Origin of the sequence: Streptomyces marincola, from assembly GCF_020410765.1 — a bacterium.
GTDB lineage: Bacteria > Actinomycetota > Actinomycetes > Streptomycetales > Streptomycetaceae > Streptomyces > Streptomyces marincola.
This window is the reverse complement of record NZ_CP084541.1, coordinates 1,456,514-1,470,711: the sequence shown is the minus strand read 5'-3', so window position 1 is coordinate 1,470,711 and position 14,198 is coordinate 1,456,514. Positions and strand designations below refer to the sequence as shown.

Below are 14,198 nucleotides of genomic sequence, written 5' to 3'. Positions count from 1 at the left end.
GTATTCCCGGAGTTCTCGCTCATCGGCCACGTGTGCTCAGCTCCCCGAATGCATGGGTCGGATGGTGAAGGGCTCGGTGAAAGATCAGTTGAGGTCGTCGACGAACGCGAACAGCTCTTCGTCGCTGGCGTCGTCGAGGTCGCTGTCCGCCGGGGTGTCGCTGCTGCCGGCTCCGTCGACCAGGTCGAGCAGCTGTCGCAGGCGGTCGGTGATCCGGGCCTGTGCGTCCTCGTCGGCGAGCGCGGAACGGATGTCGGCCTCGATCCTGTCCAGCTCCGCGAGGACCTGGGGCGCGGCGGAATCGTCGATCTCGACGAGTTCGAGTAGGTGGGTGGCGAGGGTGGTGGGGGTGGGGTGGTCGAAGATGAGGGTGGGGGGGAGGGGGATGCCGGTGGTGGTGGTGAGGTGGTTGCGGAGTTCGATGGCGGTGAGGGAGTCGAATCCGAGTTCTTGGAAGGGGCGGTTGGGTTGGATGGTGGTGGGGTTGGGGTGGCCGAGGATGGTGGCGGCGTGGGTTTGGATGAGGGTGGTGAGGTGGGTGTGGCGTTGGTTGGGGGGGAGGTGGGTGAGTTGTTGGGTGAGGGTTTGGGTGGGTTGGGGTGTGGTGTGGGTGGGTTGGGGGGTGGTGGTTTTGGGTGCGAGGTTGCGGAGGGTGGGGGGTGTGGGGTGGTGGGGGGTGAGGTGGGTGGTGTTGAGGGTGGTGGCGGCTTGGAGGGGGTGGGGGGTGGTGTGGGCGGTGTCGAAGAGGGTGAGGGCGTGGGGGGTGGTGAGGGGGGTGATGCCGGTGCGGTTGAGGCGTTGGTGGTCGGTGGTGTGGAGGGTTTGGGTGATGGTGCTGGTTTCTTGCCAGAGGCCCCAGGCGAGTGAGGTGGTGGGTTGGTTGTTGGCGTGGCGGTGGTGGGCGAGGGCGTCGAGGAAGGTGTTGGCGGCGGCGTAGTTGGCTTGGCCGGCGTTGCCGATGAGGCCGGAGAGGGAGGAGTAGAGGGTGAAGGTGTGGATGGGGTGGTTTTGGGTTTGGTGGTGGAGGTTCCAGGCGGCGTTGATTTTGGGTTGGAGGACGGTGGTGAGGCGTTGGGGGGTGAGGGTGGTGAGTGGGGTGTCGTCGGTGGTTCCGGCGATGTGGATGATGTTGGTGAGGGGGTGTTGGGGTGGGATGGTGTTGAGGGCTTGGGTGAGTTGGTGGGGGTTGGTGGTGTCGGTGGCGAGGAGGGTGATGGTGGTGTTGGTGGTGTTTTGGAGGTTGGTGAGTTGTTGGGCGGTGGGTGCGTTGGGGCCGGTTCGGCTGAGGAGGAGGAGGTGGGGTGTGTGGTGGTGGGTGGCGAGGTGGGTGGCGAGGAGGGTGCCGAGGGTTCCGGTGGCGCCGGTGATGAGGGTGGTGCCGTGGGCGTAGGGGCTGTCGGTGGTGTCGGTGTCGGTGGCTTCGGTGGTGGGGGTGAGGCGTGGGGTGAGGAGTTGGTTGTTGCGGTGGGCGAGTTGGGGTTCGTCGGTGGTGTGGGCGAGGGCGAGGGTGTGGGTGAGGGTGTGGGGGGTGGTGGTGTCGGTGTCGAGGAGGGTGATGCGGTGGGGGTTTTCGGTTTGGGCGGTGCGGAGGAGTCCCCAGGTGGGTGCGTGGGGGAGGTCGGTGATGTCTTCGGTGGGGTGGGTGGCGATGGCGTGGTGGGTGAGGGCGATGAGGTGGGTCTGGGCGAGGTGTTCGTTGGTGAGGAAGTCCTGGATCAGCGCGAGGGTGCGGATGAGCACCTCATGCGCCGCAGCGGGCACGTCCACGTCCACGTCCCTGACCGCGTCCGCGCTGCCGTTCGCCCCTGCCGCCGCTTCCGTTTCCGCCGTGGTGTCCTCGTTCCGGCCGGCGTCCGCGTCCGCGTCGGTGCCCGTCCCTGTCCCGGCCATGAGCGGGAGGATGAGGACGCGGGGTGGGTTGGTGGCGGCGCTGGCGAGGTCGGGGTGTGAGGGGAGGTCGGGGAGGAGGTCGGAGTCACCGAGTACGGCCCAGCCGTCGGTGTCGGTCTTGGTTTCCTCGGGGACCGGCACGGGTTGCCATTGGAGGTGGTAGAGGCCGTGGGGGGTGGTGGGGGTGAGGGGGCGGAGTTGGAGGTTGGTGAGGTGGGCGAGGGTGGTGCCGGTGGGGGTGGTGAGGGTGAGGGTGGCGGTGTCGGGGGTGGGTTGGGTGAGGTGGAGGTGGAGTTGGGTGGTGGGGGTGGTGGTGGGGGTGAGGTGGAGGTTGGTGAGGGTGAAGGGGATGCGGGGGTGGGGTGTTGGGGTTGGTGGTTTCTGGGAGGAGGGGGTGGAGTGCGGCGTCGAGGAGTGCGGGGTGGAGGTGGAAGCCGGTGGTGGGGGTGTTGTCGGGGAGTTGGAGGGTGGCGTGGAGGTCGCCTTGGGGGGTTTGCCAGAGGTGGGTGAGGGCTTGGAAGGTGGGGCCGTAGTGGTAGCCGTGGTGGGTGAGGCGTTGGTAGAGGTTGTCGAGGGGGATGGGTTGGGTGTTGGGGGGTGGCCAGGTGGTGTGGGTGGTGGGGGGTGGTGTGGGGTTGGGGGGTGTGGGGGTGAGGGTGCCTTGGGCGTGGAGGGTCCAGGTGGCGGGGTGGGTGTGGGGGTCGGTGGTGGTGTGGATGCGGAGGTTGCGGTGTCCGTCGGGGTTGGGTGCGGTGAGGGCGAGTTGGATGCGGGTGGTGGTGTGGGGGGTGAGGGTGATGGGGGTGGTGAGGGTGAGTTCGGCGAGGTGGGGGGTGTTGGTTTGGGTGCCGGCGGTGATGGCCATTTCGGCGATGGCCATGCCGGGGAGGAGGGTGGTGTCGCCGATGGTGTGGTGGGTGAGCCAGGGGTGGGTGGTGAGGGAGAGGCGGCCGGTGAAGAGGTATTCGTCGTTGCCGGCGACCTCGACTCCGACGCCGAGGAAGGGGTGCTGGGTGGCGGCGAGTCCGAACGCTGCCGCGTTCCCCGCACCGGCCGACTCCTCCAACCAGAACCGCTGCCGCTGGAACGGATACGTGGGCAGCGGCACGCGCGAGGCACCCGGGAACACCCGGGACCAGTCGGGAGTCAGGCCGTGCATGCGCAACGTGGCGAGCGCACCGGCGAACGTCTCGGCCTCCGGTCGCCCGCGCCGGAGCAGCGGCACCGCCACCTGGCTCTCCTCGTTGAGCTCCTCGCGGGCCAGGGCCGACAGCACGCCGTCGGGGCCGACCTCGACGAAGGTGCTGACGCCCTCGTTCTTCAGCAGCCGGATGCCGTGGTGGAAGCGGACGGGTTGGCGGATGTGCTGGGTCCAGTAGTCGGGTGAGGTGAGCTGTTCCGCGGTGGCGAGGGTGCCGGTGACGTTGGAGACCACCGGGATCGTCGGCGGGTGGTAGGTCACCTCGGCGGCGATGGTGCGGAACTCGTCCAGCACGTCGTCCATGTGGGGGGAGTGGAACGCGTGGCTGACGGTCAGCGGCGTGGCCCTCAGGCCCTCCTCCCGCCAGCGCGCGACCAGCGCTTCGACCACGTCGCTGTCACCCGACACCACCACGCTCTCGGGACCGTTGACGGCGGCGATGGCGATGGTGGCGGGGTCAAGGTCGGCCAGGGCGGCGCGCACCTGCTCCTCCGTCGCTCGCACGGCCGCCATCGCGCCGCCCGGACGGGCGGCCTGCATCAGCCGTCCCCGGTGCGCGACGAGGTGGGCGGCGTCCGGCAGGGAGAGCACGCCCGCGAGATGGGCGGCGGTCAGCTCCCCGATGGAGTGGCCGACGAGGTAGTCGGGACGCAGGCCGTAGTGCTCAAGCAGCCGGTACAGCGCGACCTCGGTGGCGAACAGCGCCGCCTGCGTGAAGGCCGTCTGGTTGATCAGCGCCGCCGTTCCGGTGCTCTCCTTGGCGAACAGCACGTCCTTGAGCGGGTGCATCAGCTCCGCGTGGAAATGCCGGCCCACTTCGTCGAGCGCACGGGCGTACACGGGGAACGCCATGTACAACTCCCGGCCCATGCCGAGCCGTTGACTGCCCTGTCCGGTGAACATGAACGCTGTCGTCCCGGCGTCGTCGGCCGTGCCGCGCAGCACATCGGCGCCCTGCGTGCCCTGGGCCAGCACCTTGAGCTTGCCGAGCAACGTCTCCCGGTCGGCGCCGACGACCGCCGTTCCGTAGGTGAGGACGGCGCGGCCGGTGACGAGGGACAGGCCGATGTCCTCGGCGGTGATGTCGGGGTGACTGGTGGCGTAGGCGTGCAGCTGGTCGGCCTGGGCGCGCAGGGCCTCCGTGCTGCGTGCCGTGAGCAGCCAGGTCGTGGGGGGCGCGGGCAGGAGGTCCGCCGTGCGGGCGCGGTCCTCGGTCCTGTCATCGGTGTCGGTGTCGGTGTCGGTGTTGGTGCTGGTCTGGGCGGGGGGTTGTTCGATGATGAGGTGGGCGTTGGTGCCGCTGATGCCGAAGGAGGAGATGGCGGCGCGTTTGGGGTGGCCGGTGTCGGGCCAGGGGCGGGTGTCGGTGAGGAGTTCGACGGTGCCGGCGTCCCAGTTGACGTGGTCGGTCGGCTTGTCGACATGAAGCGTCTTCGGCAGGACGCCGTGCCGCATGGCCTCGATCATCTTGATGACGCCGCCGACACCCGCCGCCGCTTGCGCGTGGCCGATGTTGGACTTCAGTGATCCGAGGTGGAGGGGGCGGCCTTCGGGGCGGTCGGCGCCGTAGGTGTTGAGGACGGCCTGGGCCTCGATGGGGTCGCCGAGTCTGGTGCCGGTGCCGTGGGCTTCGAGGACGTCGATGTCGGCCGGCGTCAACTGCGCGTTGGCCAGGGCCTGGCGGATGACGCGTTCCTGGGAGGGGCCGTTGGGCGCGGTGAGGCCGTTGCTCGCGCCGTCCTGGTTGATGGCGGAGCCCCGGAGGATGGCGAGGACGGGGTGGCCGTTGCGCCGGGCGTCCGAAAGCCGTTCCAGGAGCAGCAGGCCGACGCCTTCTGACCAGCCGGTGCCGTCGGCGGACGCGGAGAACGACTTGCACCGGCCGTCGGGTGACAGGCCCCGTTGCCGCGAGAACTCCACGAACGTGCTCGGGCCGGCCATCACGGTCGCGCCGCCGGCGAGGGCGAGGCCGCATTCGCCGGAGCGAAGGGCCTGGGCGGCCATGTGCATGGCCACGAGCGAGGAGGAGCAGGCCGTGTCGACGGTCACGGCCGGGCCTTCGAGGCCGTAGGTGTAGGCCAGGCGGCCGGACATGACACTGGAGAGGTTGCCCGCGAGCAGGAACCCTTCGAACTCCTCGGGCGCTGCCGCGAGCCGGGCCGCGTAGTCGTCGTACATCGCTCCCGTGAAGACGCCGGTGTCGGTGCCGTGGAGTGTGGTGGGGTCGATGCCGGCGTTTTCGAGGGTTTCCCAGGCGGTTTCGAGGAGGAGGCGTTGTTGGGGGTCGGTTGCGGTGGCTTCGCGGGGTGACATGCCGAAGAAGTCGGGGTCGAAGAGGTCGGCGTCGTGGAGGAAGCCGCCGTGGCGGGTGTAGCTGGTGCCGGGTTGGGTGGGGTCGGGGTTGTAGAGAGTGTCGAGGTCCCAGCCGCGGTTGGTGGGGAACTCGCTGACGGCGTCGATGCCGTTGGCGACGAGGTTCCACAGGTCTTCCGGGCTCCGCACCCCGCCGGGGTAGCGGCAGGCCATGCCCACGATCGCGATCGGCTCCTCCGCGGTCGCCGTCGTCGCGCGCGGCGCCGCCGCCCGGCTGCCGGCCGGCTCGGCCCCGATGGCCGTACCGGCCCGCTCCAGCAGGTGGTCGGCCAGGGCGACGGGCGTGGGGTGGTTGAAGATCGCCGCCGAGGCCAGCCGAAGCCCGGTGGTGCTGCCGAGCCGGTTGCGCAGTTCCACACCGGCCATCGAGTCGAAGCCGATGTCCTTGAACGTGCGGTGCGGAGCCACGGTGTCGGGCCCGGCGTGGCCGATGACGGCGGCGACGGTCTGCCGGACGAGTTGCACGGCCGCGGTCCTGCGCTTGTCCTCCGGCAGCGCCGCGAGTTGCCGTACCCACGCCGAACCCGCGGCGTCGGCCCCGGTGCCCGAGCCGGACCGCGCGTCGGTGGCGGTGGCGCGCCGCGTGCGGGGGCGCACAAGGCCGCGGAGGAGGTGCGCGGGGGGCGCGGCGGAGGCGTTCAGGCCCGGCAGGTCGAGCGCCACCGGCACGGGCAGCGGCAGTCCTCCGGCCAGTGCCGCGTCGAAGAGCCGCAGGCCCGCCTCGGGGTCGAGCGGCAGGATGCCGGACTGCCGCCACCGGGTGAGCTGGCTCCCGTCGAGGGTGCCGCCCATGCCGTGCGCGCCGCCCCACAGGCCCCAGGCCAGCGAGGTCGCGGGCAGCCCGGCCGCGCGGCGCGCGTGGGCGAGCGCGTCCAGGTAGGTGTTGGCCGCGGCGTAGTTGCCCTGTCCCGCCGTGCCGGTGAGCCCGGAGACGGACGAGAACAGGACGAACGCCTTCAGGTCGAGGTGGCGCGTCGCGGCGTGCAGGTGCCAGGCGGCGTCGACCTTGGGGCGCAGGACGCGATCGACGTGTTCCGCCGTCAGGGAGGTCACGGTCGCGTCGTCGAGAACGCCCGCCGTGTGCACGATCGCGGTCAACGGGTGCTCGTCCGGGATCGTCTCCAGCAGGGAGCCGACCGCCGCGCGATCGGAGACGTCGGCGGCGACGATCGACACCGAGGCGCCGAGCGCGGTGAGTTCGGTGGCGAGTTCGGCCGCGCCCGGCGCGTCCTGGCCGCGCCGACTGGTCAGCAGCAGTCGGCGGGCGCCGTGCGCGGTCACCAGGTGGCGGGCGAGAAGGGCGCCGAGGCCCCCGGTGCCGCCGGTGACCAGGACGGTGCCGTCCGGTGCGAACGCCTGCGGTTCCCGCTGCTCGGCGCCCGCCGCCCTGACCAGGCGGGGGGCGTGCAGGCGCCCGTCGCGCACGGCGAGTTGGGGTTCGCCGGTGGCGAGGGCGGCGGCGAGCAGCGTCCGCGTGTCCCGCGCGGTGTCCGCCTCCGTGTCCGGAACGATCTCGGCGCCCGGAACGACCTCCGCGCCCGGAACGGCGTCAGGACCGGCGTCCGTGTCGATGACGACGACGCGGCCGGGGTGCTCGGACTGCACCGAGCGCACCAGGCCCCACACCGGCGCCACGGCCAGGTCGGCGACATCCTCGTCCGGCCGCGCGGCGATGGCCCGTTCGGTGACCAGCAGCAGCCTCGCGTCGTCGAGCGCCTCGTCCGCGAGGAACGCCTGGATGAGCCGCAGCGTCCGGCGCACGGTGGCGTGCGCGGCCTCGGCCGGGGAGTCGGCTGGCGGTGCGACGACGCGCGCGGCGATCGTTCCCGCGTCCGCCGCGCCGCTCGGCCACACGGGGCCGCCGGTGACGTCGGCGTCGTCCGCGACCCACACCGGCTCGGCGCCCGCGCCGTGCCGGGGCGCCGGAACCTCAGGCCACTCCACGGTGTACAGGGCGTCCTGCCCTTCGGCGCGGGTGGCCGCGGCGAGCTGCCGCTTGTCGACGGGCCGCAGGGTGAGGGACGCGACCGAGGCGACGAGTCCTCCGGCGCTGTCGGTGAGGGTCAGGGACACCGCGCCGTCGCCCACGGGCGTGATCGCCGCGCGCACCTCGCTCGCCCCGGTGGCGGCGGGGGCCGCGCCCGACCACGAGAAGGGCAGCGGGATGCGGTCCGGGTCGCCCTCGTCGGCCGCGCCGAGGACGACGGCGTGCAGAACGGCGTCGGACAGCGCGGGGTGCAGGGCGAACCGGGCAGCCTCACCGCGCGGTTCCTCGGGCAGCCGCACTTCGGCGAACGTCTCCGCGCCCCGCCGCCACAGGCCGGTCAGACCCTGGAACGCGGGCCCGTACTGGTAGCCGAGTCCGGCCAGCCGCGGGTAGACGCCGTCGAGGGGCACGGGCGTCGCCCCGGGCGGCGGCCACTCGGCGGCCGGGGTGCCCTCCGCCTCGGCGGTAGTGGCGCGCGTGCCCAGGACGCCGTCGGCGTGCAGCGTCCATGGGCGGGGCTCGTCGCCGGTGTCGGGGCGCGCGTGGATGGTGAACGCGCGGTCGCCGGACGCGTCGGGCGCGTCGAGGGCGACCTGGAGGCGCACCGGCCGCGTGTCGTGCAGGGCCAGCGGCGTCTGGAGCGTGAGTTCCGTGACCTCCGTGGCCCCGACGTGATCGCCCGCCGCGACGGCGAGTTCGAGGAACGCGGTCGCCGGCAGCAGCACGGTGCCGTCGATGACGTGGTCGGCGAGCCAGGGGTGGCTGGTGAGGGAGATGCTGCTGGTGAAGAGCACGTCGTCCCGGTCGGCCGGTTCGACCGCGGTGGTCAGCAGCGGGTGGCCGACCGCGTCGATGCCCAGGCCGTGCGCGTTCGCGCCGCTCCTGCGCGCCAGCCAGTAGTGCTGTCGCTGGAACGGGTAGGTCGGCAGGTCGACGGGCGAGGCGCCGGGGAAGAAGGTCCGCGCGTCCAGGGGCGCGCCGTGCGCGTGCGCCCGGGCGAGGCCCGTGGCCAAGGTTTCGGGCTCGGCGTGCCCGGCGCGCAGCAGGGGAACGGCCGTGTGCCGGGCGCCCCGCGGGGGGGCGGTGGACGCGGCCGGGTCGCCGCCGTCGCGGTCGGCCAGGTCGGCGAGCACGGTCTGCGCGAGGGGCGCGAGGACCGCGTCGGGCCCGACCTCGACGAAGACGGTGGCCCCCTGCCGGGCGAGGAGCGCGGTGGCGTCCGCGAAGCGGACCGTGGCGCGGATCTGGCCGGCCCAGTAGTCGGGCGAGGTCAGCTGCTCCGTGGTCGCGAGTTCACCGGTGACGGTGGACACGATCGGCACGGCGGAGGGGTGGTAGGTCAGGTCGGCGGCCACGGCCCTGAACTCGTCGAGGACGTCGTCCATGTGCGGGGAGTGGAAGGCGTGGCTCACGCGCAACCGCCGCGTGCGGCGGCCACGTTCCTGCCACGCGGCGGCGATCTCCTCGGCCACGGACGCGGTGCCCGACAGCACGACGGAACGCGGTCCGTTGACGGCGGCGATGCTGACCTCGTTCTCGAACCCGGCGAGCGCGGGCGCCAGTTCGGCCTCGTCGGCCTCGATGGCGATCATGGCCCCGCCGGGCCGGGCGGCCTGCATCAGCCGGCCGCGCGCCGCGACCAGGCGCGCGGCGTCCTGGAGCGACAGAACGCCGCCGGCGTGCGCCGCCGCCACCTCCCCGATGGAGTGGCCGGCCAGCAGGTCGGGCCGCATGCCGTGGTGGTCGAGCAGCCGGAACAGCGCGACCTCGATGGCGAAGAGCGCGGGCTGCGCGTTGGCCGTGCGGTGCAGGAGTTCGGCCTCGGGACCGTCCTCGGCCGCGAGCAGGTCGCGCAACGGCCGGTCGAGCAGGCCGGTGAACGCGTCGGAGACGGCGTCGAGCGCCTCCGCGAAGACGGGGTGCGCGGCGCGCAGGGCGTTGCCCATGCCGGGGCGCTGCGCCCCCTGGCCGGTGAAGAGGAACGCCGTGCCGCCCTTGCCGACGGCGCTGCCGCGGATCACGGCGGGGGAGTCGGCCGCGTCGGCGAGCGCGTCGAGGCCCGCGAGGTAGTCGTCGAGGTCGCTGCCGAGCACGACGGCGCGTTCCTCGAACGCGGCCCGGCTCGCGGCGAGCGACCAGCCGATGTCCGCGGGCGTCGCGGTGGCCGCCGGGGTCGCGGCCAGCCGTTCGCGCAGCTGCCTCGCCCGCGCGCGCAGGGCGGCGTCGTCGCGGGCGCTCAGCAGCCAGGGCCCGGGAACGCCGGGCGCGGGTGCCGTGCCGCTCGCGGTCGCGGTCGCGGGTGAACGGCCGAGGTCGCCCGCGGTGTGCGCCGGGTCGGCCGCGGGGGCCTGCTCGATGAGGACGTGGGCGTTGGTGCCGCTGATGCCGAACGAGGACACCGCCGCGCGCCTTGGCCGGCCCGTGTCGGGCCACGCGCGGGGCTCGGTGAGCAGTTCGACGGTGCCGGCCGACCAGTCGACGTGCGGCGTCGGGTCGTCGGCGTGCAGAGTCTTGGGCATCACGCCGTGGCGGAGGGAGGCGACCATCTTGATGACGCCGCCGACGCCGGCCGCGGCCTGTGCGTGGCCGATGTTGGACTTCAGCGAGCCGAGGCGCACCGGCTCCCGGCCGTCGCGCGCGCTGCCGTACGTCGCCAGGATGGCCTGGGCCTCGATGGGGTCGCCGAGCTTGGTGCCGGTGCCGTGGGCCTCGACGATGTCGATGTCGCCCGCGGTCAGCCCGGCGTCGGCCAGGGCCTGCTGGATCAGCCGTTGCTGCGAACGCCCGTTGGGCGCGGTGAGGCCGTTGCTCGCACCGTCCTGGTTGATGGCGGAGCCGCGGAGGACGGCGAGCACGGGGTGGCCGTTGCGCTGCGCGTCGGAGAGGCGTTCGAGCAGGAGCAGGCCGACGCCCTCGGACCAGCCGGTGCCGTCGGCGGACGCGGAGAACGACTTGCAGCGGCCGTCGGGGGCCAGGCCGCGCTGCCGCGAGAACTCCAGGAACATGCCGGGCGAGGCCATGACGGTGGCGCCGCCGGCCAGGGCGAGGTTGGTCTCGCCCGACCGCAGCGAGCGCATGGCGAGGTGCATCGCGACGAGGGAGGAGGAGCAGGCCGTGTCGGTCGTCACCGCGGGCCCGATCAGGCCGAGTTGGTAGGCGATGCGCCCGGACATGACACTGGCGGTGCTGCCGGTCAGGACGTTGCCCTGCACGTTCTCGGGCGCCTCGTCGAGGCGGGGACCGTACTCAAGCGCGGTCGCGCCGACGAACACGCCCGTGCGGCTGCCCCGCAGCGACTGCGGGTCCATGCCGCCCCGCTCGACGGCCTCCCACGCGGTTTCGAGCAGCAGGCGCTGCTGCGGGTCCATCGCCAGTGCTTCGCGCGGGGAGATGCCGAAGAACGCGGCGTCGAAACGGCCCGCGTCGTGCAGGAACCCGCCGTGGCGCGTGCTGCTCTTGCCCGCCCGGTCCGGATCCGGGTCGTACAGGTCGCTGTCCCAGCCGCGGTCGGTCGGGAAGGGGGAGATGGCGTCGCGGCCCTCCGCGACGAGCCGCCACAGGTCCTCGGGCGAGGACACGTCCCCGGGGTAGCGGCAGGCCATGCCGACGATGGCGATGGGCTCGCCGCTGTCGGCAGGCGTTGTCGCGGCGAACGCCTCCTCGCCCGCGCCCTCGGCGTCGCCGGCGAGCAGGGAGCCGATGAACTCGGTCAGCGCGCGCGGCGTCGGGTGGTCGAACAGCAGCCCGGTGGGCAGGTCGAGCCCGGTGGCCGCGGCCAGTTCGGTGCGCAGCTCGGTCGTCATCAGCGAGCTGAAACCCAGGTCCTGGAACGTGGCGTCCGGGTCGACGCGCTCGCCCTGCTGGTAGTTGAGGACGACGCCGATGTGCGCGTCGACCAGGCGCGTGGCGGCCTGCCGGCGTTCGGCGTCCGACCGGCCGCCGGCCACCGGCAGCTCCCGCGTGCCGGGAACGGCCGTCGGCGCGGGGGCCGGCAGCTCGGGGCGGCGGTCGTCGGCGCGGCGACGCACCCCGTCCAGCCAGTAGCGTTGGCGTTGGAAGGGGTAGGTGGGGAGGGGGGTGTGGGGGTGGGGGGTGGTGTGGTGGTTGGTGGGGGTGCCGTGGGTGTGGGTGGTGGCGAGGGTGGTGTGGAGGGTGTGGTTTTCGGGTTGGTTGGTGCGGAGGGTGGGGGTGGTGGGGATGTGGGGGGTGGTGTGGGTGGCGAGGGTGGTGGGGCCTATTTCGATGAGGTGGGTGACGCCTTGGTTCTTCAGGTATTGGATGCCGTGGTGGAAGCGGACGGGTTGGCGGATGTGCTGGGTCCAGTAGTCGGGTGAGGTGAGTTGTTCTGTGGTGGCGAGGGTGCCGGTGACGTTGGAGATGACGGGGATGGTCGGCGGGTGGTAGGTGACCTCGGCGGCGATGGTGCGGAATTCGTCGAGGACGTGGTCCATGTGGGGGGAGTGGAAGGCGTGGCTGACGGTGAGCGGCGTGGCGCGCAGGCCCTGCTCCCGCCAGCGCGCGACCAGCGCTTCGACGACGTCGCTGTCACCCGACACCACGACGCTTTCGGGGCCGTTGATGGCGGCGATGGCGATGGTGGCGGGGTCGTGGTCGGCCAGGGCGGCGCGTACTTGCTCTTCGGTGGCTTGGACGGCGGCCATGGCGCCGCCGGTTCGGGCGGCTTGCATGAGGCGTCCTCGGTGTGCGACGAGGTGGAGTGCGTCGGTGAGGGTGAGGACGCCGGCGATGTGGGCTGCGGTGAGTTCGCCGAGGGAGTGGCCGATGAGGTAGTCAGGGCGTATGTCGTGGTGTTCGAGTAGTCGGTGGAGGGCGAGGTGGGTGGCGAAGAGGGCGGGTTGGGTGATGTGGGTGTGGTTGAGGAGTTGGGCGTGGGGGGTGTGGGGTGGGGCGTGGAGGATGTCGCGGAGTGGGTGGGGGAGGTGGGGTTGGAGGTGGTCGGTGAGTTGGTCGATGGTGTGGGCGTAGGTGGGGTGGGTGTGGTAGAGCTGTTGGCCCATTTGGGGGTGTTGGGAGCCTTGGCCGGTGAGGGTGTAGGCGGTTTTGGGGTGGGGGTGGGTGGTGCCGGTGGTGAGGTTGGGGTGGGGGGTGCCTTGGGTGAGGTGGTGGAGTGCGGTGCGGAGCAGGTCGGGGGTGGTGGCGTGGATGGCTGCGCGGTGGGTGAAGTGGGTGCGGGTGGTGGCGAGGGTGTGGGCGATGGCCCGGTCGTTGAGGTCGGGGTGGGCATCGAGGTGGTCGGCCAGTTGCCTGGCTTGGGCGCGCAAGGCTTCCTCGGTCTTCCCGGACAGCAGCCACACCACCGTGTCATCGCCAGAACCGGCACCAGAGCCGGAATCGGCGCCGTCGGCGTTCTTCCGCTTGCGCTTCGCCGCGCCCTTCTTCGCCTTGCCCGCCGGCACGTCCGCCGGCGCGGGCGGCTCGGTCACGACGACGTGGCAGTTGGTGCCGCCCATGCCGAACGAGCTGATGCCCGCCGTCAGCGGGCGGTCCGGCTGCGGCCACGCCGTCAACTCCCGCTGCACCGCGAGCCCGAGTTCCGCCAGGGGGATGCGCGGGTTCGGCGTCTCGTAGTTGAGGCTCGCGGGCAACTCCCTGTGGTGGATGCCGAGCACCGTCTTCAGCAGCCCCGCGATGCCGGCCGCGCCGCCCAGGTGCCCGATGTTCGTCTTCACCGAGCCGACCCGCAGCGCCGTTGCCCGGCCCGCCCGGCCGCCGGCCGCCGCGCCGAGGGCCGCCGCCTCCACGGGGTCGCCCACCGGGGTGCCCGTGCCGTGCAGTTCCACGTACTGGAGGCTGTCCGCGCTCACCCCGGCCCGTTCCCAGGCCAGCCGCAGCACCTCCTCCTGCGCCGTCGCGCTCGGAACGGTCAGGCCGTCGGTCGTCCCGTCGTTGTTGACGGCGCTGCCGCGGATGACGGCGTAGACGTGGTTGCCGTCGGCGACGGCCTGGCTCAGCGGCTTCAGCACCACGACGCCGCTGCCCTCGCCGGGCACGAAGCCGTTGGCGCGCTCGTCGAAGGTGTATGTCACGCCGTCGGGTGAGACCGCGCCGAACCGTTCCTCCGTCACGGCGTTCTCCGCGGCGAGGTTGAGCGTCACGCCCGCGGCCAGCGCGGTGGTCGCCTCGCCGTTGCGGATGCTCTCGCACGCCAGGTGCACGGCCACCAGGGACGAGGACTGCGCCGCGTCCACCGTCATGCTCGGCCCGTGCAGGCCGAGGTGGTACGAGACGCGGTTGGCGATGACGCCGCGGTTGACTCCGGCCATGGTGTGCTGGGTGATGGCCTCATCGCCGTACTGGTGGACCAGGCCCGCGTAGTCGTCGCGCAGCGTCCCCACGAACACCGCGGTACGGGTGCCGTGCAGGGCGGCGGGCACGATACCGGCGTTCTCCAGTGCCTCCCAGGCCAGTTCGAGGACGATGCGCTGCTGGGGGTCCATCGCCGCGGCCTCGCGCGGCGAGATCCGGAAGAATCCCGCGTCGAAATCGGCGACCGATTTCAGGAAGCCGCCGCGTCGGACGGCCGAGCCCGCGGCGGTGTCCCAACGGTCCTCCGGCGCATCGGTGATCGCACTGGTGCCACTGCGCAACAGCTCCCAGAAAGCCGCTGGATTCTCGGCTCCTGGCAGTCGGCAGGACAGCCCCACAATGGCGACCGGCTCGCGTTCACTCGTCCGCACGCTCGACTCCCTATTCATGGCTGTCGCCTCTTTTCTTCGACTGGAAGGC

Annotated in this window: 2 protein-coding genes; both read right to left on the bottom strand. The window is 72.5% G+C overall.

Annotation, left to right across the window (positions count from 1 at the left end):
- Window positions 1-84: 84 nt before the first annotated feature.
- Window positions 85-2,031, bottom strand: coding sequence for a type I polyketide synthase (locus LC193_RS06275; protein WP_226072375.1), 1,947 nt, complete (start codon window positions 2,029-2,031; stop codon window positions 85-87).
- The gene (locus tag LC193_RS06270; RefSeq protein WP_404819356.1) at window positions 1,976-14,167 is read right to left on the bottom strand and encodes a type I polyketide synthase; all 12,192 of its coding nucleotides are present in this window, start codon (window positions 14,165-14,167) and stop codon (window positions 1,976-1,978) included. Before LC193_RS06270 ends, LC193_RS06275 begins: the two co-directional genes overlap by 56 nt.
- Window positions 14,168-14,198: the final 31 nt, after the last annotated feature.

What these genes read in the sequence shown, in the direction of transcription:
- LC193_RS06270 (WP_404819356.1), bottom strand. Translation starts at nt 14,167, where the DNA reads ATGAATAGGGAGTCGAGCGTGCGGACGAGTGAACGCGAGCCGGTCGCC.